The sequence below is a fragment of the Bacteroidota bacterium genome (assembly GCA_018266835.1).
GTDB lineage: Bacteria > Bacteroidota > Ignavibacteria > Tepidaquicellales > Tepidaquicellaceae > JAFDZO01.
In genome coordinates, this window is sequence record JAFDZP010000002.1 from 251,829 (window position 1) to 277,347 (window position 25,519).

The 25,519-nt window shown below is 36.7% G+C and carries 20 protein-coding genes; 5 read left to right on the forward strand and 15 right to left on the reverse strand.

Annotation, left to right across the window (positions count from 1 at the left end):
- Positions 1-11 precede the first annotated feature (11 nt).
- Both JST55_02980 and JST55_02985 read right to left on the reverse strand, forming a co-directional pair.
- On the reverse strand, positions 12-596 hold the full coding sequence (locus JST55_02980) for an aminoacyl-tRNA hydrolase (protein ID MBS1492445.1): 585 nt from the start codon (positions 594-596) through the stop codon (positions 12-14).
- Between the two features lie 198 nt (positions 597-794).
- A complete protein-coding gene (locus tag JST55_02985; protein ID MBS1492446.1) occupies positions 795-1,433 on the reverse strand; it encodes a 50S ribosomal protein L25 in 639 nt (212 codons plus the stop codon).
- A 105-nt stretch (positions 1,434-1,538) separates the two neighbouring features.
- Here JST55_02985 and rsmG point away from each other — a divergent pair, with 105 nt between their 5' ends.
- On the forward strand, positions 1,539-2,162 hold the full coding sequence (gene rsmG, locus JST55_02990; protein MBS1492447.1) for a 16S rRNA (guanine(527)-N(7))-methyltransferase RsmG: 624 nt from the start codon (positions 1,539-1,541) through the stop codon (positions 2,160-2,162).
- A 581-nt stretch (positions 2,163-2,743) separates the two neighbouring features.
- On the opposite strand, the gene JST55_02995 is transcribed toward rsmG, so the two are convergent.
- Together JST55_02995 and JST55_03000 are read right to left on the reverse strand one after the other, a co-directional pair.
- Positions 2,744-4,594 (reverse strand): T9SS type A sorting domain-containing protein, encoded by a 1,851-nt coding sequence (locus JST55_02995; GenBank protein ID MBS1492448.1) that lies wholly within the window; start codon positions 4,592-4,594, stop codon positions 2,744-2,746.
- A 176-nt stretch (positions 4,595-4,770) separates the two neighbouring features.
- Positions 4,771-5,688: a T9SS type A sorting domain-containing protein gene (locus tag JST55_03000; protein ID MBS1492449.1), complete on the reverse strand. Its 918-nt coding sequence runs from the start codon at positions 5,686-5,688 to the stop codon at positions 4,771-4,773.
- A 538-nt stretch (positions 5,689-6,226) separates the two neighbouring features.
- Here JST55_03000 and JST55_03005 point away from each other — a divergent pair.
- A complete protein-coding gene (locus JST55_03005) occupies positions 6,227-8,605 on the forward strand; it encodes a carboxypeptidase-like regulatory domain-containing protein (protein MBS1492450.1) in 2,379 nt (792 codons plus the stop codon).
- A gap of 179 nt (positions 8,606-8,784) precedes the next feature.
- Here the strand turns inward: JST55_03005 and JST55_03010 are convergent, their stop codons facing one another.
- Positions 8,785-10,599 carry a M20/M25/M40 family metallo-hydrolase gene (locus tag JST55_03010; GenBank protein ID MBS1492451.1) on the reverse strand — a complete coding sequence of 605 codons (1,815 nt, stop codon included), beginning with the start codon at positions 10,597-10,599 and terminating at the stop codon, positions 8,785-8,787.
- Between the two features lie 126 nt (positions 10,600-10,725).
- Positions 10,726-12,447, reverse strand: a complete 1,722-nt coding sequence (locus JST55_03015; GenBank protein ID MBS1492452.1) for a T9SS type A sorting domain-containing protein — start codon at positions 12,445-12,447, stop codon at positions 10,726-10,728.
- A 293-nt stretch (positions 12,448-12,740) separates the two neighbouring features.
- Between JST55_03015 and JST55_03020 the strand changes: the two genes are divergently transcribed.
- Positions 12,741-14,510: a S8 family peptidase gene (locus JST55_03020; protein MBS1492453.1), complete on the forward strand. Its 1,770-nt coding sequence runs from the start codon at positions 12,741-12,743 to the stop codon at positions 14,508-14,510.
- 87 nt (positions 14,511-14,597) lie between these two features.
- Here JST55_03020 and nuoF read toward each other — a convergent pair whose 3' ends face one another.
- The 8 genes from nuoF to JST55_03060 form a co-directional block, all read right to left on the reverse strand.
- Entirely contained in the window at positions 14,598-15,992 is a 1,395-nt protein-coding gene (nuoF, locus tag JST55_03025) for an NADH-quinone oxidoreductase subunit NuoF (GenBank protein ID MBS1492454.1), read from the reverse strand.
- A 47-nt stretch (positions 15,993-16,039) separates the two neighbouring features.
- The gene (locus JST55_03030; protein MBS1492455.1) at positions 16,040-16,549 is read right to left on the reverse strand and encodes an NAD(P)H-dependent oxidoreductase subunit E; all 510 of its coding nucleotides are present in this window, start codon (positions 16,547-16,549) and stop codon (positions 16,040-16,042) included.
- A gap of 64 nt (positions 16,550-16,613) precedes the next feature.
- The gene (gene nuoD / locus JST55_03035) at positions 16,614-17,891 is read right to left on the reverse strand and encodes an NADH dehydrogenase (quinone) subunit D (protein ID MBS1492456.1); all 1,278 of its coding nucleotides are present in this window, start codon (positions 17,889-17,891) and stop codon (positions 16,614-16,616) included.
- A 61-nt stretch (positions 17,892-17,952) separates the two neighbouring features.
- A complete protein-coding gene (locus JST55_03040; GenBank protein ID MBS1492457.1) occupies positions 17,953-18,429 on the reverse strand; it encodes an NADH-quinone oxidoreductase subunit C in 477 nt (158 codons plus the stop codon).
- Between the two features lie 45 nt (positions 18,430-18,474).
- Positions 18,475-19,419: a T9SS type A sorting domain-containing protein gene (locus JST55_03045; GenBank protein MBS1492458.1), complete on the reverse strand. Its 945-nt coding sequence runs from the start codon at positions 19,417-19,419 to the stop codon at positions 18,475-18,477.
- Between the two features lie 10 nt (positions 19,420-19,429).
- Positions 19,430-19,918 carry an NADH-quinone oxidoreductase subunit B gene (locus JST55_03050; GenBank protein ID MBS1492459.1) on the reverse strand — a complete coding sequence of 163 codons (489 nt, stop codon included), beginning with the start codon at positions 19,916-19,918 and terminating at the stop codon, positions 19,430-19,432.
- Positions 19,909-20,277, reverse strand: a complete 369-nt coding sequence (ndhC, locus tag JST55_03055; protein ID MBS1492460.1) for an NADH-quinone oxidoreductase subunit A — start codon at positions 20,275-20,277, stop codon at positions 19,909-19,911. Before ndhC ends, JST55_03050 begins: the two co-directional genes overlap by 10 nt.
- A gap of 63 nt (positions 20,278-20,340) precedes the next feature.
- Complete coding sequence (locus JST55_03060; GenBank protein MBS1492461.1) at positions 20,341-22,098, reverse strand: long-chain fatty acid--CoA ligase; 1,758 nt, start codon at positions 22,096-22,098, stop codon at positions 20,341-20,343.
- 229 nt (positions 22,099-22,327) lie between these two features.
- Between JST55_03060 and JST55_03065 the strand changes: the two genes are divergently transcribed.
- Positions 22,328-24,049, forward strand: a complete 1,722-nt coding sequence (locus JST55_03065) for a GIY-YIG nuclease family protein (protein MBS1492462.1) — start codon at positions 22,328-22,330, stop codon at positions 24,047-24,049.
- 2 nt (positions 24,050-24,051) lie between these two features.
- Here JST55_03065 and JST55_03070 read toward each other — a convergent pair whose 3' ends face one another.
- Complete coding sequence (locus JST55_03070) at positions 24,052-24,264, reverse strand: hypothetical protein (protein ID MBS1492463.1); 213 nt, start codon at positions 24,262-24,264, stop codon at positions 24,052-24,054.
- A gap of 134 nt (positions 24,265-24,398) precedes the next feature.
- Here JST55_03070 and JST55_03075 point away from each other — a divergent pair, with 134 nt between their 5' ends.
- Entirely contained in the window at positions 24,399-25,481 is a 1,083-nt protein-coding gene (locus JST55_03075; GenBank protein MBS1492464.1) for a serine/threonine-protein phosphatase, read from the forward strand.
- Positions 25,482-25,519: the final 38 nt, after the last annotated feature.

A 25,519-nucleotide genomic window follows, 5' to 3' on the forward strand; every position in this document is an offset into this window, starting at 1 on the left:
GTAATGCTGCTTTATTCTTTTGTTATAAAGCTTCTGTTGTATTCATTCATTACTTGAACAATATCTTTTGTCAGAAAACTAATGATACAGTTAAAATAATGCGGGAGAAGCTGCTTGATTACTTCAATTTCTTCATCTGTAAAATTCGAGAGAACATAGTCTACGTAATCTTCCCCTTTGATGATTTCTTCAGGACCGATACCAATTCTCATTCTCGGGAATTCAATTGTATTAAGATGATAGATAACATTTTTGATTCCGTTGTGGCCGCCGTCAGAGCCCATTCTTCTCACACGGATTGTTCCAAGCGGAAGCTGGAAGTCATCATAGATAAGAAGTATATCGGAATATTTTATATTGTGTGTGTCTGCGAATTCTTTAACAGCAGGTCCGCTGTTATTCATAAAGGTAGTGGGCTTTAACAGGATAAAGTCTTCATTATCGATTTTTCCCTCAGCGTAGAACCAGTCACCTTTGCCCGCTTTAAAGGTGAGACCGAGATTATCGGAAAGTAAATCGAGAACTATGAAGCCTATGTTGTGACGGTTTAATTCGTATTTAGAACCTGGGTTGCCAAGACCAGCGATTAATTTCATTGTTCAATTTAGTTTATCCCTTTTTACAAGGAAATAATTATTTTCTAAAACTTATATCAATAACAGCGGGGAACTATCTTAATACTTGTGCCAGAGTGCCTTAGAAAATTTTCTCTTCTCCCTTTGTGAGGAAGAAGAGAATTATAATATAAATATTTTAAATGAAATTTTAGATGTGAATATTACTGTAGTACTAAATTATTTTGCTTCTTCTTTCTTACCCTTTGCAACTACTTCAGGTTCTTTAGTAGCATCTGCGCCTTCAGCTGTTGCTGCATCTGTTACACCCTTAGGAGCAACAACACCGACTATAGTAGCATGTGAATCATTAATGAACTTTACGCCTTCATATTTCAAATCAGAAATCTTAATTGAGTTTCCTATTTCAAGACCGGCGATATCTATATCTATAGAACCCGGAATATTTTTAGGAAGACAAATCACTTCAAGCTTATGATATACGTGCTGTAATAATCCGCCGTTTCTTACACCGATAGGGTTACCTGTTAAATGCACAGGAACTTCAATGTGGATTTCTTTATCTTCGCTTAATGACTGGAAGTCAAAATGAATCGGTTTATCCGATAAAGGATGAAACTGAACATCTTTTATAATGGCATTAAACTTTTCGCTGCTGCCCTCAATATTAAGATTTACAACATGAGATTCCGATGTGTAAATCAAAGGTCTTAATGCTAATTCATTAACGGCAATAGGAATATTGCCTGAAGCATGTCCGTAGAATATTCCCGGAACCATACCTTTTTTTCTAAAATTTACCGTGGCTGAGCCTCTAAAGTCTTCTCTTTTTACAGCCGTTATATTAATTTCTGACATAGTTGATGAGTTAAAAAATGAATAAACTTTAAAATAAGGGTTTTTATGAATTTAATCAATGTAAAATAATAGCTAATTTCAGGAAACTCAGAAAAAGGTAAAATATTGGAAACATTAAAGAAATTTCTTGAAAAAGAACTAAAAATTGAAGATTCGGGCATCTATCAGCAATTTTTGCAGTACAATGAATTATTAATGGAATGGAATTCAAAAATAAATCTTGTCTCACGCAAGCTCGAAAGCATAGAGAACAATATAATAAACTCTATTTTCTTTCTCACTAAATACAAACTTGAGAATAAGTTCTCTTTAGTTGATATCGGAACAGGCGGCGGCTTCCCGGCCATTCCCTTAAAAATATTATTCCCTGACGCAAGAATTCTGTGCGTTGATTCAATCGCTAAAAAGATAAAAGTTGTTAAAGATGTAATTGATAAAATGGGACTGAGAAAAATCAATGCTATAGTAGGACGAGGTGAAGTAATCGGAAAAGATAAAGATTATAAACATCAGTTCGATTACGTTACGGCAAAAGCAGTAGCGCCAATAAAGGAAGTTAAAATTTTCGGAGAGGATTTTTTAAAATCCAACGGCAAATATATTTTAATAAAAGGCGGTGATATCTCTGAAGAAGTCAATGCAATGAGAGATAAGCCGAAGATTATTTTATATGAAGGAATGGAAGAGTACGGAGTAGAAGATAAGAAGCTGGTGGTGATAAAGGCGTAACTTTCAGTTATGAGTTATGAATTACGAGTTATGAATTATGGAAGTCACTCATTCAGTAAAACAAAATTCCTCCCTTGAGGGAGGTGGCGAGCGAAGCGAGACGGTGGGTGTTAGTTCAAAACACCCCTCCCCGACTGCGTCGAGACTCCCCTCAAGGGGAGAGTTTTACTGCCCTCTTAATCCTCCTCCTTGTATAAGGAGATACTTTTGCGTTCCAACGCCGGAGCATTGGAACGAGAACGAAATTGACCTGACAGTTCGCCATGGCGAATTAATCCTGTCAGGTCTTTTACATTTAACTCTGACTTAAACCACCCCCTCAGTCCCCCTCCTTGTAAAGGAGGGGGAAGACATATTTTACGTTCCAACGCTGGAGCATTGGAACGAGAACGTAATTGACCTGACAGGATTGAAAACCTGTCAGGTCGTTTACATTATAGACCACCCCCTCAGTCCCCCTCCTTGTAAAGGAGGGGGAAGACATTCGCGATTAATCTATACTTCTTAAACTAAACAAAAAAGGCGGGGGAATCTTACGATTCTCTCCGCCTTTGTTTTAGGGGTAATGAATTAATTTGAACTTATTTTACAAGAAGCATTTTTCTTATTTCAGAGTAATCGCTTGATGTAATTTTGTAGAAGTATGCACCCGATGTATAACCGTTTGCATTCCATGTTACATTGTGAGCGCCTGCTGTTAGTTGATTATTGATAAGCGTAGCAACTTCTCTTCCAAGCATATCAAAAATCTTTACTGTTACAAAATCTGCTTTAGGCAGATTGAAAGATATAATTGTTGACGGATTAAAAGGATTAGGTGTATTCTGTTTAAGAACCAGCTTATCGCTTTGTGTTTGTCCGCCGCCGACTTGTAAGTCGCCTAAGTCTGATGTTGATTTAATGTGCTGTGCAAATACGTCTTCACCGCTTGAACCAAAATTTCTATCATCAACCCATGCTATTACTGCGCCGCTGTTATCATCGCCGCCCATAGTTACTGTTCTGTTGTTGCACATTGTAACTGAGTGTTTATCACCTGAAGAAGTACAAACGCGCGCACCGTTCGGATGTCCTGATACTCCGGGAGTAGTCGGATGCCATTGATGTGAGCCGCCGTAGTTCATTCTCTGGCAATATACACCAAAGTTATTTAAAGTGTGGCCTGTTGTATCTGAATAACCTAACCATGACAGCATAAATCCGCCTATATCGTCGTTAGCGCAAATCTGTGGGTTGTATCTTGGGTCCTGAGCTTTCACTACATCGCATAATATAGCTGCCTGAACACCGTTATGAGTCCATCTTTTGTTTCCGTTAAAATCTACGTTTTGGCAGTAAAGGTTTACGCCTAATCCTGAATCAGGACCTGCATCATAATTTCTGTAATCCTGCCATACCATGTGTATACCTTCCCATGTATCAGCGATACAATTTGGGTTTGTCTGGTCTGCAGTATCTGTACAAACCGGATTACCGTCTGAGTTCCACATATGGTTTCCGTACCAGTCTAATCTTTCGCAATATATATCGTGATTTGGTCTGCCTGTTACAACGTTAGTATCTCTTCTTCCGTCTTCCCATACAATTTCGCATCCTGCTGCTTCATCTGAACAGAGTCTTGGTTTCTTTTGATGTCCTTCAGATTGGTTACAAACTCTTTTTCCGTGTGATGGTGTTGACCAGTGATTTGAACCGTCAGAATTTAAGTGCTGAGCATAAACTTTATGACCGTGTGAAACTCCGTCCCAGCCGCTCCAGCAAACATGAGCGCCGTTGCCGCCATCGGGACACATTTGAACACCTGTACATGTATTAGCATTGAAACCTGAAGCAACAACTCTTAAATATTGTCCGCTTGATAATCCCCATTCGTAATCACCGAATGCATTAAATTTTAATGCGCAAATTCCTGTAGAGAAATTCATTGCAACAATGCAACCTGAACCTGAATGTTGAATTTCAGGGTAAAGTAAACTGTATGAAATTCCGAGAGCTTCAGGAGATGCGTTTACTCCGTTATCAGCCCACATTATTACCCCGTCTCTTCTTACTCTCTGACAATAAACCTGACCTGAACCTGTTCTGTTATCTGCCCAAGCTATGAATGCACCGCCGTTACCGTCAGTACAAACAACCGGATGTCCCTGGTCACCGCTGGCGCCGCAAACTTTTACACCGCCTGCCTGCCATTGATTGACACCGTGCTTATCTATTAATTGAGCGTAGATATCACTGTTGCCATTTCTGTCATCTTCCCAGCAAATAATACCGCCATCGTCCTGATTGCTGCATGATTTAATGTGAGTCTGATGTCCGGAATTGGTACAAACAGGATTGTTTACAAGTGGGTCGGTTGACCACTGAGAAAAGACTTTACTATGCAGGGAGCATAATATAAGTAAAGACAAGACGAGAAGTATTCTTGTTTTCATAAAATGTTTAGAATTTTAAAATTTGTGCCTATAAACTTATAGCCAATAAACTATATTTATTTTGGAAAATCAAGGCATATACAGATGTATTTTTAGCCTTTTTTGTGCAAAATAAAGTGTTCTTACTACGTTATTTTATATTAATTAGATTAAATATAGATAAAAATTTTTAAAATTTATTTTATAACCGTCAGTTTTTTTGTCTGATGAAAATTGGAAGTTGTAAGACTATAAAAATACGTGCCCGAAGATAATGCTGATGCATCAAAGTTAACCTTATAAGAGCCGGCTTCTAAATTTTCATTTACAAGCAATCCCACTTCTCTGCCAAGCATGTCAAAAACTCTTATTGTGGCAAAAGTATTCTGAGGAATATCGAAAGCAATATTAGTAACAGGGTTAAACGGATTCGGATAATTCTGAGATAGTTTATATGAGCGCGGTATATCTGCAGAAATATTTTGAATGCCTACTGAGCCGCCTACATAAATATCATCAAGCTGTACAAATAAGCCGTTCGCATCCTGAAGATTCATAAAATACCTGAAACCGATTGCAATGTTCTGCCCGGTGAACTGAGAGAGGCTATATCTGTATCTCTGAAATTGACCGTATGTTGAGCCAAGGAGCCATTTAATGGTTCCAAGCTTCACAGTAAAATTTTCAGGCAAAGTGTTGGTTGTATTTACCCAGACCTGCATGCTGTCCACGTATGCTTGAGAGCCACCGGTAGCATAAAAAGAAATTGAATCATTAGATGTTGCAAATCTTGGAGTTACCAGCCACGCATCAGAAATATGCACAATATTATTACCCGTTGAATCTACTGAAGAGTACCATGTTACTCCGATAGAACGCTTCCCGCTTCTTGATTTTGTCTTAAACTGTGAATTTACCTGAAAAACTGTAGAGCCGGAATCCCTTACCGTCCAGTTAGATGCACTATATATAGGGAATGCTGCTCTGTTGTATCTTGTCCAGCCGCTCGGAAGTGAGCCGGGATTAGTGGTTTCAAAATTCTGAGCAAGCTTATACTGGGAAAATGTTACAGAAGTTATTACAAATAGAAATAAAATTGTAATTATTTTTTTCATATTAGAGAAGGTTAATCTGAAATTGGCAATAAATCTAATGATTTTATTAGAAAGTTGAAAGATAGTTCTGATCAGTTTCAAGTTACGAGTTTCAAGTTTCAAATTAAGTCGGATTTTGGTCGGAAAATAGTCGGATTCTGCAAAATGGAATCATCACCCCCTTCTCAACGGTAACTATATATGTGTTGGGACAAACTAATTCTCCCCTTAAGGGGAGTCCGACCGCAGGTCGGGAGGGGTGTTTTAACAAACACCCACCGTCGCGCTTCACGAGCCACCTCCCTCAAGGGAGGAATTTTTGGTTCTTGTCCCAACTAGTATATAGTTACCTTCTCAATTACTCTATATATAATATACATTAGTTAAATATTTATTTCAATTTGTTACTTCCTAATACTACTAATAGGGAGATTATAACTTTTTATCCAAAACGGAGTATACAAGAGTACACATGAGTACAGCTTAATCCGTTTTAAATTTCCTGCAGAAGCCTCATATTGTAAAACTCTTAACCCCAAATTAAATGAATTTATACCAGATGAAATTACTTTCAATAGCATTTCTTTTTCTTTTTTCAGGAATGTCTTTTGCGCAGAGCTATAAGGTTTCCGGAAAAATCGTAGATACTAAAAATAATAAAGGTCTTGAGTACGTAACTATCAAAGTTGCCGATACAACTTACGGAACCATCTCCGATAAAGACGGAAATTACTTTATTGCTTTAAACCCCGGCAAGTATAAAATTATTTATTCTTACATCGGATATAAAACTTCTACGGAAGATGTTGAAGTTTACAATGAAGATATAAAAAAAGATATTTATATGGACCCTTCGGGAGTTTTTACAGAACAGATTGAAGTTCTGGGAGAAGACCCCGCTTATGAAATTATAAGGAAAGTTATCAAAACTAAGAAAAGCTTTCAGGAAAACTTAAAGCAATATGAATACGATGCTTATTCAAAATTCGTTATACGTTCAAACCAAAGTGTGGCAGATAAAAAAAGTGATAAAGTAAATGACACAACAACAGATAAAAAGAAGCTGGGTATATTCGGAATTCTGGAATCGGAAACAAAAGGATATTTCCGCAGACCTGACCAGTACAAAGAAATAGTAAAATCAAAAAGAGAAACGGCGAATATTACACGCGGCTTTGCAATTCCTTTAATTGTAAATTTTTATGATGAGAAACTTGATTTCGATGAGTTCAAAGTCCCCGGACCTGTGGCTGATAATGCCTTCGACAACTACGAATATAAACTGCTCGGAACAACAACTCTGGATACAGCTACTGTTTTCAAAATTGAGATGACTAACAACTCAAACATATTCCCTCAGCTTAAAGGAATTTTATATGTACTTGACGGAGACTTTGCTCTGGTAAAAGTTGATCTGACAAACAATGATGCAGCGAAGCTGAGAGCAATTGATAACATAAGGTTCTTTCAGAAGTTTTCCAACTATAAAGATAAGCAGAATAAATCATATTGGCTGCCGACAGATAATCAGATTGAGTTTGAAGGCTCGTTTCTCGGATTTGTAAAATTTGCTGGGAACGCAAACTCAATCGTCTCAAATTATACTCTGAACGAAAAAATCCCTGACGGAATTTTTAATGAAACGGTCGTTCAAGTATTACCGAATGCAAAAAAGGATTCTGTATATTTCTCTCAGAAGCAGCTGATAAGCTCAACGCCTGAAGAGAATAAAGCGTTCAGAGATATTGAAAAAGATGAGAAGAAAAAAGATAAAGAAGTTTCTTTTCAATTGACTCAGTTAAAATTCGGCAAGCATGTTACTTCGCAGCCGCTGCAATATTATTACTTCAACAGAGTAGAAGGCAGCGCACTGAATTTTAATTTGAACTACCGAAGTGATTTTAACAGAACCGGACTTGACGGAAATTACAGCTACGGCTTCGCAGATAAAAAACAAAAATATGAAATAAGATTTTCACAAAGATTTTTGAAGGACAGGACATTAAGCTTTAATGGTTCAGTATTTCAAAAATTAAAAACAACAAATGTTGAGTACGGCGGGCTCGGGCGATTTTACAATACACTCACAAGTTGGTTTGACAGGAACGACGCAGTGGATTATTATTACTCAACAGGTTATGATTTAGGATTAAACTATCTTCCCATTCCGCAGATAAGAATTGGAGTAAATTTTCTTCAGAGCAAGGAAACAACTGCAAACAAAAATACTGACTGGAGCATAAGAAAGCCTGATGAGTTTTACAGAACGAATCCGCCGATAAACGATGCATTCCAGAGAGTAATAGGAGTTAACTTACGCTTAGACCCGAACAAATATAAATTTATAGATTACGGAGACGGAAATGTTTCGAGATTTACAGATACAAGATTTCCTTATCTTGATTTAGGTTTTCAGTATTCTCCGAAAGACATCGGAAGCACTTATGAATACAGAAAGTTCAAAGCAGTTATCAGCGGAAGTAATTATCTGAACTCGCTATTAAATTTAAAATACAGAGTCGGCGCAGAGTACGGCACAGGAGATATTCCGTATCAGAGCTTAATGTTTTTCAATACTGACCCGGGTTTAGCGGGCGGCGGACTTGGATTCAAAGCGTTAAGATATCAGGAATTTCTCGGAGATAAATCTTATTTCGTAAACATAGAGAACAATTTCGGAAAATTTATTTTCGGCAATGTACCAATTCTGAAAAATTTTGATTTCATTGCATTCGTAAACGCAGACAAGATGGAAATAAGCAATAACAATTATCAGCTGGCTTCGTGGAAGAATTTTCTTCAGACTGATGGTACTTACTTAGAAATCGGAGGAGGCGTTGCAAGAATACTTGATATCTTCAGAGTGAACTTAGCAATGAGACTGAACAATATAAACGACAGCCGCTGGCATATAGATTTCGCGCTGGATAATTTCTAAACCTTTTTCATGTCATTCCCGCGAAAGCGGGAATCCAATTTAAAAAAAAAGACTTGTCAGGATTAAAACCTGACAGGTCTTTCTTTTTATAACCACCCCCTCCCCCCTCCTTAGTAAGGAGGGGGAGGACAAAAATATTTTTGATTAACGACCAACAAATAACAAACAACGACTAACTATTATCGGCTTCCGCACACAACCTTCAACGTAACCGTTTCACCGTTTCTCTTCACAACAATTTCAACTTCTTCGTTAGGTTTGTATTCTGCTAAAGCATAAGTGTAATCATAAACATTTTTTATATCGTGTTTGCCGAATTTTATTATAACATCCTTCGCTTGCAAGCCTCCCTTTTCTGCAGGGCTGCCGGCCTTCACTCCCGTAATTTCCATTCCTTCTGCCTGTGATGAATAATCCGGAATCGTTCCGATATAAACTTTTATTCCACCCATTGTCTTGCCTTCGTTGCTGTTCACAACTTTGATAAAGTCAATCTTGCTCGGATAATTTGCCATAGTCAGAGCAATCGTATATGTCATCTTTGTAATCTGCTCTTCACCGTCTGAATTTATTTTATCCCATTTATCGGATGGTTTGTGATAGTCAGGATGATTTCCAGTGAAGAAAAATAATACAGGAATGTTTTGAGAATAAAACGACGCATGGTCAGAAGGACCAAAGCCGTCCGGAGTTTTATTGAGATTAAAATTGTAAGTCTTGTTTACTGAGTCAATCAGGTTGCTCCATAAAGAAGATGTTCCTGTACCTCCTATGTTAAGCTTGTTATCTGATAATCTTCCAACCATGTCAAGATTTATCATAGCAGTTACATTCATATCCGTGAAGAGTTTTGACTTCGTAAAATATGCCGAGCCTAATAAACCGGCTTCTTCTCCATTAAAAAACATAAACACCATTGTTCTTTTTGTAAGCTCTTTATTCGATGCAAACTTCTGAGCAAGCTCAAGCACTGCGCTTGTTCCTGAAGCATTATCATCTGCTCCGCTGTGAATGAGTCTGTCATTGCCTTCATATAACGAACCGTATTGCGCGCCGTAGCCAAGGTGATCTTTATGCGCGCCGATTAACACAACTTCGTTTTTTAATACTGGGTCTGAGCCTTCTATTTTACCGATGATGTTATTGGTTGTAATTTTTTCCTGAATAACGTCGGTTAGAAATTCTGCGTTTGCTCCTTTGAGAACAAATGAGTTTGGCTTGCCTGATTCGTTAATCCCCTTCTCAACATCTTTTAAATTAATTCCGTTAGCCTGCATTATTCCTTCAATGATACTTCTCTTTGCATTGATGACAGGAATACCGGCTCCGCTGAGCGAGTTATCAAAACGTAACTTAGCAAGCTTGTCATCGGGGTCGCCGTCATATCCGCTTATTAAGATCATACCTGCTGCCCCGCCTTCACGCGCAGGGAGAATTTTAAATCTTGTCTGTTCATATTTTGCAAATGGATTGTTATGCGGGTCGCTCGATGGCGGAGTATATCGCATCATTACAACAATTTTTCCTTTTACGTCAATTACATTTCCGTCTTTATCTTTATAGTCATCGTAACCGAGTTCAGTAGCGGTAATTCCGTATCCGACAAAAACCAATTCGCCGCTTGCGACTTTGCTCTCTGAGAATCCGTAAGGAACATACTCATGCCCTTCCTGATATCTTGTCGTTGCGCCGTTCATTGTAGTGTTGAAATAATTTTTTTCGCCGAGCTTCAGCTCAGTAACCATTTCAAACGGTTCAAGATATCCTTTCTCTCCTGCAGGTTTTATTCCGTAGGATTCAAACTCTTTTAAAATATATTTCTCGGCAAGTTTGTCACCATTTGTGCCCGGGAATCTTCCTTCAAGCTCATCTGATGCAAGATATTTTATATGTTTTATTATATCGTCTTTGGATATTTCAGGATTGGTGCCGTCCCTTGGAACAAATCCGACAAAGATTATAAATGTTAAGAGTAAAAATAATTTTGATTTCATTTTATAATTTTGGATTTCATTTACTTTAATAATATCATTGAACGTATTACTGGGAAATAATTGTGTTCAAACCACCCCCTTCCCCCTCCTTGCTAAGGAGGGGGACTGAGGGGGCGGTCAGTAAATTTATTTAATTAATATCATTGAACGTACTTCTGAAAAATCATTTGAAATTAACTTATAGAAGTAAACTCCGCTTGAAAGTGATGAGCCGTCGAATTTAATTTCATATGCTCCGCTGCTTTGTTTTTCATTAACTAACTGCGCAACTTCACTTCCAAGAACATCATAAATTTTTAGCTGAATGTATGCGGAATTTTTTAATTCGTATTTTATTGTTGTAACCGGATTGAACGGATTCGGGTAATTTTGCTTCAACGAAAAATTATTTACGACTTCATATGAAGAAGAATTCACACCGACAAGTCCCCCGTTATTCAGAATTTTCATTGTGTATAAGTTGTAATCACTAAGTCCTGTACGCGTATCTTCAAAGCATATAATTGCTCCGTCATTTGTTTTAACAATTTTAGGACTGTATTGATTTCCGGCTGCGTTGCTTACGAGAATATCATCTGCGCTCCATAATAAATTTCCGTTCGAATCAATTCTCTGCGCATAAATATCATATATTGATGTGCCGGCTCTTCTGTCATCCCATGTAATTATAGAACCAAAATTTCCATCCGATATTCCCCTGTTATTATTTTGAGATAACGGAGCATCACAGATTTGTTTCCCGTCCGCTGTCCATTTCATATTTCCGAGCGAATCAAATCTCTGAGCATAAATATCAATGTTAAACGGAGACGAAGGTCCGTTTCTGAAATCATTCCAGTTAACAATTACTCCGCCTTTCATATCGGTTACAGGATCAGGTCTGTATTGTGATTCAACAGCTGTACAGATTGCTTTACCGTTTGTTCCGAAAACAGGTGTACCTGTACTGTTCATCCTCTGACAAAATATATCTACGCGGGTTGTAATAGAATCCGAATTTCTGTTATCGTTCCATACTATAAATGCTCCGCCCGAATTATCTGCAATGCATCTTTCGTATTGCTGAGTGTAATTTGATGTGCAGAGCGGTATTCCGTTTACCTGCCATACAGCATTTCCCGATGGACCAATCTTTTGACAGTATAAATCGTTCCATGTAATTTTTGAATTCCGCGGGTCTCCCCATACTACAAAAAATCCGTTATCTGATGTTGTGCATCCTTCTATTTCTGATGCATTTCCGTCCTGCTGCGAAACCCATACTCCGTTAGTCCACATTTTATTTCCGTTGCTGTCTAATCTGTTTGCTTTTACTTCGTAATCTGAAGAGCTAATTTCACTCGTCAGGTACGCTATGTAACATCCGCCTGCGTTATCGGCGCAAATTTTTGCCTGTGATTGTCTGTTGCCGTCGTTTACAATTACTTTGCCTGTATCGCTCCATAATTTTGCGCCAGCGCTGGATATTCTTTGCCCCTTGAGAATTGTTCTAGCTGAAACAATATTATCATCCCAAACTATTATTGCTCCGCCTTTGCCGTCAGTACAGATATCGTAATATCTTTCATCTTCATTTATTTTTACTCCTATAGGAATTCCTGTAGAATCTCCCCAGACTCTTACTCCAAATTTATTTACACGCTGAGCGTAAACATCTCTGTTACCTGAAGACTGTGTTCTGTTATCTTCCCAGACAATAATCATTCCGTCGTTTCCGTCGGAGATACATTTCGCTCCAAGCTGATTAAAAGGAGCAATGACTAACGGATTATTTACCGCTGTATTATTTGACCATTGTGAGAAGGCATTTGTAAATAGAAATAAGAACAGGATGAGATATTTATGCATCTGAAAAAAATTTGATTATTCTAAAAATATCCAAACATAATGGATATATAAAGGGAGATTTTATTCAGTACGCTCGTTATCAATAACTTGTCCCGCACTTGATACGGTACCCGTTCATAACGGAATGAATTCCCAACGGGGACGTTGGGAATCAGGGCTTGCAATATAAATGCAGATTTTAGGAATTATTATCAAATTTTGAAGATTATCATAAATACGTATAAAGGTTTTACTCTATATTAATAGTTTGAATTTTGCAAACAATACGCGTAATTTTAGCAAAACTAATAGAAATGAAAAAGTCGTACCTAATTACATCATTCACCATATTTGTAATTGCCTACATTTTCTTCGGTTTCACAAGCCATAACAATTCAAAAATATCTTTTTTTCTGAATAACGAGCTTGCCGCAAGAAACTCAGGCGAAAAATCCTTAGTATGGATTTACTTCAATGATAAAGGAACAAACACTTTACAGGATGCTAAGAACAGCTTATCAAAAGAATCCTTAGCAAGAAGAGAACTCAGAGGAACTATCAATGAAATGGATATTCCTATTTACAACAATTATCTGCAGCAGGTTTTAAATGCAGGAGTTGAAGTAAAACAAAAATCCGACTGGCTAAATGCAATATCAACTTACCTTACAAGAGAACAAATAGATTTAGTAACAAATTTTGATTTCATAAAAAAAGTTGACCTCGTAGCAAAGTTCAAAAAAAGAGCTGACGATATAGAGTTTCAGAGAAATCAGGAATTACCTGTCGTTGAATATAATCCTAACTTAGATAACGGTAACTCAATGAGCTACGGTTCATCCTTATCTCAGATGCAGTTAATCAATGCAGTTACTGCTCAGGATAGCGGATACAACGGAGCAGGAATTGTAATTGCATCATTTGATGCCGGATTTGATAACTTAGGACATCCCTGTTTTGATTCAATAAGAGCAAGAGGCTTGCATACAAAAGATTTTGTAAACGGTGATACAAATGTAGCTAACGGCGGAACAGGAACAGGCGAACACGGTACACAAACACTTTCACTTATCGGTGGGTATAAGCCGGGTAATTTAATTTCACCTGCATACCGCTCAAGATTTTTACTAGCTAAGACAGAAAATACAGCAAGCGAAACTCCTGCTGAAGAAGATAACTGGATAGCCGCAGTTCAGTGGGCAGACGGCTTAGGTGCTGATATAATCTCAAGTTCACTGGGATATATTGATATGGATCCCGGTTCATCACATACTTATGACTGGACATGGATGAACGGAGACAGCACAGTTATTACCAAGGGAGCAAATCACGCGGCTGATATCGGAATCTGTGTAGTTAACTCAGCCGGTAACGAAGGATTTAATGCAACACACAATACTTTAGGCGCGCCATCTGACGGTAATAAAGTTATCTGCGTTGGTTCGGTAAACTCAGATAAAAAACGTTCTTCATTTTCATCTGTTGGACTTACAACACTCGGAGCTATAAAACCAGATATCTGTGCACTTGGAAATGGTAACTATGTAGCTATGCCAAGTTATGGTTCAGGTTCTCCTACAACATACACGACAGGTTCAGGAACATCATTCTCCTGCCCAATGACTGCAGGTGTATGCGCAATGATATTGCAGGCAAACCATAATTTAACTCCTGCTCAGATAAAAACTATTTTGTGCACAAAAGCGGATTCATCATTTGCTCCCGGAAGACAAAGAGGTTACGGATTAATTAATGCATGGGAATCCATCAAGATGGCAAGAACAATGACGAATGTTACCAACCCTTCATCAATTGTTAATGATTATGCATTGGGACAAAATTATCCTAATCCTTTCAACCCTGTAACAAGAATTGAATTCAGCTTGCCTGTTGATGCAAGTGTAAAAATTGTTGTATTCAACTCGGCAGGAAAAAAAGTTAAAGAATTGGTTAACGAAAGAAGAGGCGCAGGAAATTACAATGTTACATTCGATGCAAGCGCATTGAACAGCGGAGTTTATTTCTATGCTTTATACTCAAACGGAATTTTGCTGAACACAAAGAAAATGGTCTTAGTAAAATAAAGAAACTTAGAACTTATATATAAAAGAAAAGCCATCCTAATTTTATTGGGATGGCTTTTTATTTGTATGAAAAAAATTTGATAAATCTTATCCGGAATATCTAACCGATTCATCATTCAAATCTTCCTGAACTTTACCCATCAATGACACTACAACTTCATTTTCATTATTCTGCTTTAAGATGTTGAACCCGTCAGCTTCGTTTCTTACTCCGTGAACTTTATTCAAAATAGGAATGTGAACTGCGTGCTTTGGAATTTTTGCAGCGAACTCATCTCTGAATTTTCTGATTGTCCATTTTACAGGCCATGCTGCCGCATCACCTAGAGCGCAGATTGTATTTCCTTCGATATTTTCTGCAACTGAAATTAATAAATCAAGATCTTCCTGTCTTCCTTCACCTCTGTCGATTCTATCTAATACTCTGAGCATCCAGCCGCAGCCCTCTCTGCAAGGAGTGCACTGTCCGCATGATTCATGATAATAGAACTTTGTAATTCTTTTTAATACTTTCAGTAAATCCGTATCTTCATCCATTACCATTACACCTGCTGTACCTATAGCAGAGCCGATTGCCTTCAATGATTCGTTATCCATCTTCATTGTAAGACATTCCTCTCTTGTGAGAGGAGGCATTGATGAACCGCCCGGAATAACCATTTTAATTTGCTTGCCGTTTTTAACACCGCCGCAGACATCATTAATGATGGTCATTAAAGGTGTACCGGTTTCAAGTTCATAAACACCCGGTTTATTTACATGACCGCTGACACCGAATAACAATGTTCCAGGATGTGCAGGCGCTCCGATTTTTGAGAACCATTCACCGCCGTTTTTTATAATCTCAGGTATATTTGAAAGTGTTTCAATATTATTGATAATTGTAGGACATCCCCATACACCGATTACTGCAGGGAACGGTGGTTTTACTCTCGGATAAGCGCGTTTGCCTTCAAGTGAGTTCATCATTGAAGATTCCTCGCCGCAGATGTATGCTCCTGCTCCGCTATGTATATGAATGTTAACTGAGAAATCTGTTCCGAAAATATTTTTACCAACATATCCTTTTTTGTAAGCATCTGCTAATGCGACTTCCATCATGTTTATCCATCTCCAGTATTCACCTCTGATGTAAACATATGCATCTTTAACTCCAAGAGCGTATGATGAAATCAAAACTCCTTCTAAAAACTGATGCGGATTCTTTTCAAATATTTCTCTATCCTTAAAGCTGCCCGGCTCTGATTCATCGCCGTTGCAGATAAGATATTTCGGCTTATCGTTCTTTGCGAGGAATGACCATTTTAATCCTGTTGGAAAGCATGCGCCGCCTCTGCCTTTTAAATTCGATTTCTTAACTTCATCAACTATTTCCTGCTGGGACATACCGAGAGCTTTTTTCAAAGTCTGGTAGCCGCCGTTTTTTTCATAAACGTCTATCTTGTGAAAATCAGGAATATCTTTTAATATTAATTTAACCATATTAAACTTTTGTGTAAACTTTTTTGCAAAAAGAAATGATTACGGTATTAGTTTTTTGAAGCTTCGCTTCTGAATTTTGAAATCAGCTCATCTACCTGAGGCAGAGTGAGATTTTCATAATACTCTTTATTATTTACCTGAAGCATAGGAGCTGTTCCGCATGAACCGAGACACTCAACTTCTTCAATAGAAAAAATTCCGTCGGAAGTAACTTCTTTATTTTTTATACCGAGCTTATCGCTTACATATTTGAAAAGTTCAGTTCCGCCGCAAAGCATGCACGACACATTTGTGCATATCTGCAGATGATATTTTCCTACAGGCTTTTTGAAGTACATTGTATAAAATGTAGCAACGCCCATCACGTGCTCATATGGGAGCTCAAGAAGCTGGCCGACGTACTTCATGTTATCGGTTGAAATCCATCCTTCTTTTTCCTGTACCATCCAAAGCACGGGCATGATTGCCGACATCTTTGTAGGGTATTTGGAAATATGCTTTTCTACAGTTTTTAACTCTTCGCTATTGAACAAATGATTTGAAATATTTTCGAACATAAAAATTAATTGTGAGAATTGTAAAATTTATTTATCCGCATTTTTTGCAGAATTTTTTGCAGCATTACTTATCTGCTTCACCCATCACAGGGTCAACACCGCCAATAATAACAACTGTATCTGCAATCATGCAGTCCTTCATCATTACAGGCAATGCCTGTAAGTTACAGAAACTTGGAGCGCGGATCTTTGTACGGAACGGATGTCCGCTGCCGTCGCTGATAAAATAAAATCCGAGTTCACCTTTTGATGCTTCAACTGCGGAGTATGACTCCCCTTTAGGAGGATTCGGTCCGAAGTTGATAATCATAAAGTCATGAATAAGCTCTTCCATCTTAGTATAAATTCTTTCTTTCTTAGGAAGAACTTTTTTTGTAGCGTATGCATTGTATGCGCCTTGCGGAATTTTATCAAGACATTGTTTCACAATCTTTGTTGACTCAACCATTTCTTCTACTCTTACATAATATCTTGCGAGACAGTCGCTATCAGGATATGTTGGAATTCTGAAATCTAACTGGTCATAAACTAAATATGGATTATCTCTTCTTACATCTGCTTCAACACCTGCTGCGCGGAGAGTCGGTCCCGTTATTCCGTAGTTGATAATATCTTCTTTTGACATGTATCCGATACCTTCTGTTCTGTTGATGAAAATTTTATTTCTTTCAACAAGGTCACGGCACTCCTGTAAGTATCCGCTGAATTCATCTATAAATTTTCTTATTCCTCTTAAAGCTTCGTCAGAGATATCCTGCGCAACACCGCCAATACGTGTGTATGAAGTTGTAAATCTTGCTCCGCAAATCAGGTCATACATATCAAGAATTTTTTCTCTTTCTCTGATTGCCCATAGGAACGGAGTTAATGCTCCGATATCCATAACCATCGCGCCGAATGCAAGGAGATGCGATTGAATTCTTGCAAGCTCGGAGATAAGGGTTCTGATATATTTTCCTCTTTCAGGAATTTCAAGGTGGATTAACTTTTCAACAGCCTGCGCATAAGCAACATTGTTTGCCATGGGCTGAAGGTAATCTAATCTGTCTGTATGAGGAATAAACTCATGGTAGGTTGATGCTTCTGCAAGCTTTTCATATCCTCTGTGAAGATAGCCAAGCTCAGGTACGCATTTTTTTACGGTTTCTCCATCGAGACTGAGAAGCAAACGCAATACTCCGTGAGTTGCAGGATGCTGCGGACCCATGTTAAGCACCATTTCATTATCTAACGCATCGTCAAAAGTCGCGCTTAAGTCTTCTGATTCCAACGCCTGTAAAATCTGCGTTTTCTTAATATCTTTTTTCTCGTCTTGTAAATCTTTATAAATCGTGTGAGACATTTATTCAATTAATAATTAGTAATGAATAATTAATAATACTATTCTTGTGTGGACAAGTAAATTATTTGTTAGGTAAAGGTATTGAGCCTTCGATTCCCATCAAAGGAAAATCTTTTCTTAGCGGGAAATATTCATAATCTTCCGGCATATAAACTCTTCTTAAGTCAGGATGTCCTGTGAATTTTATTCCGATCATATCATATGCTTCTCTTTCGTACCAGTTTGTTGAAGCCCAAACTGATGTCAGCGATTGTGATTCGGGATTTTTTCCGTCAATTTCAACTCTGATAAATAGTCTTTCTTTAAAAGGAATAGAATAAAGATTATAAATAATCTCAAATCTGTTCTTTTTAGTGAAGCGGTCAACGCCGACTGCATCTCTGCACTGATCAAATTGTAAATCCTGCTTTAAAATATTGCAGACATCTAGAAGATTTTCATTTGGAATTGTAATGGAAGGCGTTCCATTTACATCGGTGTACTGAAGATTAAAATTACTGAGTTTTTCTTTTAGGGTATTAAGTCTTTGTTCAGTCATATAGAAAAGAAAGCCCGCATATTTCAGCGGGCTTTAGGTGAATAATTATTTTACTAAAGTCATTTTCTTTGTTTCGGTGAAATCACTTGTAATGATTTTATAGAAATAGGTACCACTGGCTAAATTTGAAGCATTGAAATCTACACTATAAGAACCGGCAGATTTGTACTCGTTCATTAAGCTCTTTACTTCCTGACCCATCGAATTGTAAATTATCAACTGAACATTACTTGCTTTTGGTAAGCTGAATTTAATGTTAGTAGTTGGGTTGAAAGGATTAGGATAATTTTGCTCAAGAGCAAATTTATCCGGGACATTTGAATTTGTTGGTGTTACACCAACGTTCGGGCTTCCAATCATAACGTCATCTAAATATACTGCGAAACCGTCAACAGCAGCATCTGTATAATATCTGAAACCTACCCAGGCAGTCTGACCGGCTATGAAGTTTAAGCTATATGCTTTTCTTACAAACTGACCATAAGTCGAGCCGGCAGGGAAAGAAATAGAGGCTAATTTATAACTAGGGAAAAATAGAAAATTTTCAGGCATGGAATCAATAATACATACCCAAACTTGCATACTATCAAGATAAGATGCTGAACCGCCGGATACAAAGAATCTTAACGAATCTCCGGCAGTCACGTCTACTCTTTTTGTTACTAACCATGCATCTGAAACTTCGTAAGTTCCTGCATTGGTATCTATTGCAGCATACCATGTAGCACCCATAGATCTCTTGCCTGAATGTGATTTTGAAAGAGCATTAGATAAACCTGGCATAGAATGACCTGAGTCTCTGACTGTCCAGTTTCCCGTTGGGTCAATAGGAAAATTTGCATGGTTCCAGAGGGACCAGCCGCTTGGAAGAGCGCCCGGAATTGTATCAGTGGTTTCGAAACCTTCCTGCAACTTTATCTGCGCAAACGATGTTTGTGAAAAACTTATTACGAACAACATTAAGAAGAGGGAGTAGAGTGCTTTTTTCATTGTAGTTTTTTTAGTTATAAGAAAATGAACTTGTATCTTTGGAACCGACTTTTTCCTGAATCTTTATTAAAGCGTTCAATAAATTATCAGGTCGTGGGGGGCATCCTGCAACGTACACGTCAACAGGTAAAAACTGATCAATGCCCTGAACTACAGAATATGTTCTGTACATTCCGCCAGAAGATGTACAAGCGCCCATTGCAATAACCCATTTCGGGTCAGGCATCTGGTCGTAAATCTTTCTTACTACTTTTGCCATTTTATATGTTACTGTTCCGGCTACTATCATTACATCAGACTGTCTTGGAGAAAATCTGAATACCTCTGAACCGAATCTTGAAATATCAAATCTTGGACCCGCCACTGCCATCATTTCAATAGCACAGCATGATATACCCATCGGCATTGGCCATAGAGCATTCTTTCTTCCCCATTTAATTAATTCATCTATTTTGGATGTTACAAATCCGTCATTGGAAAGTCTTTCTTCTAATCCCATTTTAAAGCCCCTTTTTTAATAACGTAGAAGTACCCTATAAAAAGTATTACTACGAAAACAATTACACTTATAAAAGAATAAACCATTTTAGCAGGTTCAAAGTTCACGAACGACACAGCCCATGGATACAGAAAAACAACTTCTATATCAAACAATATAAACAGAACAGAAACCATGTAGTACTTCACTGAAAATTTGTCTCTGGCAGAACCAACCGGCTCCATTCCGCTTTCATAAGTTGAAAGTTTTTCTCTGTTAGGACGGGTAGGTCCCACTAACCAGGACATATTAACATTAACAACTGCAAATCCTAATGAAATAAATAGGATTATCATTATTGGAATATAGGATTCAATCATAGTTTACAATATATACTTTTTTTCCAATTTTTTTTAGGCAAAATTACGTTATAGTAATATTTTTTATGAAGTTTTATACATTTTTTCAATCAAATCCTTATACTTTTCTTCAACTATCCTTCTTTTTATCTTTAATGTAGGGGTTAACTCATTATCTTCTATAGTAAATGGTTTCTCCAGCAAAGCAAATTTTCTTACTTTTTCATAAGTTGCTAAGTTTTTTTGGACTGAATTGATATCTTTTTCTATCTCTTTTAAAATTTCTTTATTTGAATGAAGTTCTTTCTCATCTTTAAAATCAACTTTTAATTTTGAAGCCAGCATTTTCAAATGCTCAATCTGCGGGACAATTAAAGATGTCACATACATTCTTTCGTTTCCGATTATAAGAATCTGCTCTATATAATTAAGCTGCTTAAGTATTTCTTCAATTTGTGCAGGAGCAATGTACTTCCCTCCTGAAGTTTTGAACAATTCTTTTTTTCTGTCCGTGATTTTTATATATCCTTCGCTATCCATTACTCCTATATCTCCCGTATGAAGCCAGCCGTCAATAATAGTATCACAAGTCTCTTTCGGATGTTTGTAGTAACCTTCCATGATGGATTCACTCTTTACAAGTATTTCACCGTCATCTGCAATTTTTGTTTCTACTCCGTTTAAAGAGGGACCAACTGTACCGGGCTTATTTTTCTCAGGCGGATTTACTGAAATCACAGGTGAGTGTTCCGTCATTCCGTAACCTTCAATTACGGTTATTCCCATATAAATAAAAAACTCTGAGATATTTTTATTCAGCGCACCGCCGCCCGAGCACATAAGTCTTAATGCTCCTCCTGTCTTAGCAGCAATTTTTGAATAAACTAACTTATATGCAATATTCCATTTAATAGAATGCGGCTTGACTTCACGAAGATGAGCCATATTTATTGCCCATGCAGATATTTTCTTTTTAAATCCGGTTAGTGAATTAGGACTATCTGAAATTTTCACATACATTTTTTCAAGCAGGCGCGGAACGCATATCATTATAGTAGGTTTTACTTCAGGCATCTGTGCTGAAATCGTATCAATGTTTTTTGCAAAGTAAATCTCCGCTCCGCTGAAAAAAGCAAGATAATATCCTGCCGTTCTTTCATACGCATGACAATATGGCAGGAAGGAAAGAAATCTATCCTGCTCATTTATCTGCAATACTTTTGTGCAGGCTTTTATATTTGTATAAACATTTTTGTGTGAGAGCATTACTCCCTTGGGATTTCCTGTAGTACCGGAAGTATATATAATAGTGAGCAATTCATTTTCAGAAATCTGAGAAGAAAGTTTTTTTAAATCCTCATTAGCTGCAAAATTTTTTCTGATTGTTTCATAATTAATTGTATCGGGAGCAATATATTCCTCCGGAAGTTTATTAAATGAAACAACCATTTGTAACGAGGGCACTTCATTTTTAATCTTATTTATCTTATCCAGAAGAAATTTATTCATCACAAAAATTATTTTTACTTCTGCGTCGTTGAGAATATATTTTATCTGTTCGGGATTTAACGAAACGTAAGTCGGGACTGAGATTAGCTCTGAAAACATACATGCAAAATCAACCGATGCCCATTCATATCTGTTATCCGATAGAATAGCAACTTTGTCTCCCCTTTTAAGATTATTAAAACTGAAAAAATGAATAAGCGAGGAAATATTTTCCGTGAAAGCTTTATAATCTATGGAAGAATATGAGCCGTTGTCTTCTTTTGTGAAGAATATTTTTTTATTTGGAGGATACTTTTGAGAATTTTCTAAAAATAGATCTGTTAAAGTCTGCATGCGGAAATTTCAGAAAGATTTTAATTTTAAAAAAGGCATTACGTTATTAACCGCAGAGGACACAGATTTTTTACAAGGAGAACACAGAAATTTTTTAAAAAAAATTTATCCATATTTGAATTTTATCGCTCTGTGTTCTCTGCGATATTTCTCTGTGACATCTGTGGTTAAAACCGAAAGCCAAATTTTTTGGAAATTTTTGTTTACAAATATATTACTATATTTATTTATGGGAACGCCTATATACGATACAACATTTGTAGTCTGCGACGTTGAAACAACGGGTGTATCATCCGATTTTAACCGCATTACTGAAATCGGATTGATAAAAATTTATAACGGAGAAGTTATTGATAAATTTACTTCACTTGTAAATCCCAAACAGCATATACCAAGCCAGATTACATATCTCACCGGTATTACCAATGAAGATGTGATGGATAAGCCGACGTTTGAAGAGCTCTCGCCGAAAATTCATAATTTTATATTTGATAAATCGCACACAACTGACGGCGCAGATTCGACACTCTTGTTCACAGGGCATAATGTAGCATTCGATTATAACTTCATCAGAAAGTCATTTGAAAGAACTGGCAATAATTTTCAATTCAATTTAAAAACAATTTGTACCTGCAAACTTGCCAGAAGGCTTCTTAAAAAACTTAAGAGTAAATCACTTTACAATGTTGCCGAATATTTTGAAATAAAAGCAGATAATTTTCACCGGGCATTTGATGATACCCTTGTAACTTCCAAAATTCTTCTCAGGTTTTTAGATATACTTAATGAAGAGTATGAGCTTGAAACAACTGAGGAAGTGCTGCGATTTCAGAATACAAAAATTTACACATCCGTAAACAAGTCCCCTATTCTTAAAAGGATAAAGGCAAACATAAAAGATTTCCCAAGGTTACCGGGAGTTTATTTTATGAAGAGCAGGCACGATGAAATAATTTATATAGGAAAAGCTAAAAATTTAAGAGAACGACTTTCAACTTATTTGAATTCATCCTCTGATCTTCCGCCTAAAGTAAGAAATATGATTCAGGCAGTGCATGCAATTGAATATGAAGTAACGGATTCCGAACTTTCCGCTTTGATAATGGAATCAAAGATGATTAAAAAGCATAAGCCGAGATTTAATACAGCAATAAAGCGATATAGATTTCATCCATTCTTAAAAATTGATATACAGAATGAATACCCGAAGATTGATAAAGTTTATGAGATAGAAAATGACGGAGCAAATTATTACGGACCGTTTTCAAGCGGAAGGACTGTGAACAGAATTTTAAAACAGATAAATGAAAATTATAAACTTCGTAAATGTGAATACAAATTTTTGAGACCTTCAAAAACTCATTCTACCTGTATGTATTTTGATATAGGAAAATGCAACGCTCCTTGTAATTTAGCCCAGTCAAAAAAGGAATATACCGATGAAGTGAAAAATGTTCATAATTTTATCACAGATGAAGGAGAGGAATCAGTTCAGAAATTTTTTGAAAGGCAGATGATAAGGTTTTCAGAGGAGGAAGATTTTGAGAGGGCTGCTTTTTTACGTGACAGATTGAAAGATATTCAAAGGGTAATGAGCTATCAGAAAGTAATTACTTCAGCTATCAACAATAAAAAAATTATTATAAAGCAGAAGTACGGTGATAAAGAGGAGATATTTTTTATCCATAACGGAAAACTGATGAAGACTTACACTATAAACATTGATGAAGTCGCAGATGAAAATTTAATTCTGGATGATATATTTGAAACAACAGATTACCTCTTTTTTTCCTTATCAAAATTTATTAAGCATCGCTTTACGCCTGAAGAACTTGATGAAATAAAAGTAATTTCAAACTGGCTGGCAGTGAACAGAGATAAAAGTATTGTTCTGGAAATTACAGATTCGATGAGCAAAAACGAAATTATAAAATGGATAATGCAAAATTAATCTCAGGCGAGTGGTCTTCCCGACTTCACAATGTGGTAATGCTCAATACGGCGGGAAAGTTTTGCAAATTCTTCTTTTGCCTCTTCAACAGAATTATAAGTCTTAATCTGTTTCATTTGAGAGCTTTTTAAGTTAAATATAATTTTATTATCCACAAGGGAAATAAAATCAATTCTTCTCACAGATATTTCCTGAGAATCGTCGTCTATAATCATAGGGTATTTGGGAATAGGTTAAATTATAAAAAAGTATCTTTAATTTCTATATAAAATGAGATTATAAAAATTCTTCCCAAAAATTATCAATAACTATTTTAATTAAGTTTGCGTATAACTTTTAAAAATTAAGATTGAACATATTCGAAAAAATATACAACCTTTATACAAGCGACCTTACTTCTGAAGAATTTCAAAAACTGGTTACAAAAGATATTCCGGGGCTCTACAAGTTTTATTCCCGTGATATGAAGAAGCCGGATGAGAGCAAGGATAATTTCAAAAGATGGCTTTTGTTCATCCGTAACTTTATTGTTGCTATTCTCAGGAAACTTACTCCTCTCCGCAGGATTTTGTTCTCAATTGCAATATTTATTTTTGCTGCAGGAGTTGTAACCGATAATCCCCAGTGGTACGGATTTTCTATTTATATTTTAGTTTTACTTTTAGTTCTTGAAGTAGCAGATAAAATTATTGCAAAGGATGAAATTTCTATTGCAAGAGAGGTACAGGACTCTATGATTCCTAAATCCGCTCCTGCATATGAAGGATATGATATTGAATGTCACTGCGAAACTGCAAATGATGTTGGAGGTGACTTTATAGATTTTGTTAACCGCAAAGATGAACTGAATAATAAGCTGCTTATCTCTGTCGGAGATATTTCAGGTAAAGGAATGGGAGCAGCGCTTCACATGGTTCACGTCCGGGCAATAATAAGATATGTCGCCGATATAATTCCTGAACCCAAAGATATTATGAAATCTCTTAACAGAGATATTTTAAAAAATTTTAAGAAGGGTTTATTTCTTACTGCAGTATTAGCTGAAATAGATAAAGATAAAATAAAACTCTGCCGGGGAGGACATCCGCCTATTCTATTTTTTAAAAAATCTGAAAACAGATGCGAAGAATTAAAGCCTGCAGGTTCAGCGCTCGGAATGATGAATGAAGATTTGTTTAATAAAACCATTCAGGATATTGAAGTCACTCTTCAAACCGGTGACGTTATTTTTATTTATACTGACGGAATTTTTGAAGCAATGAATTCAAATAAAGATGAATACGGACTTGCAAAAGTTAAAGAAGTATTAAGCTCAAATGCTTATAAAGATGTATCGGATATAAAAAGAATTTTAGTTGATTCAGTTAATAATTTCAGAGGTTTCCATGAAGTGAACGATGATATTACTTTCGCTATAATAAAAAAGAAATAAATCATGAGTGCTTTCTTAAGCACCCATGATTTATTGTA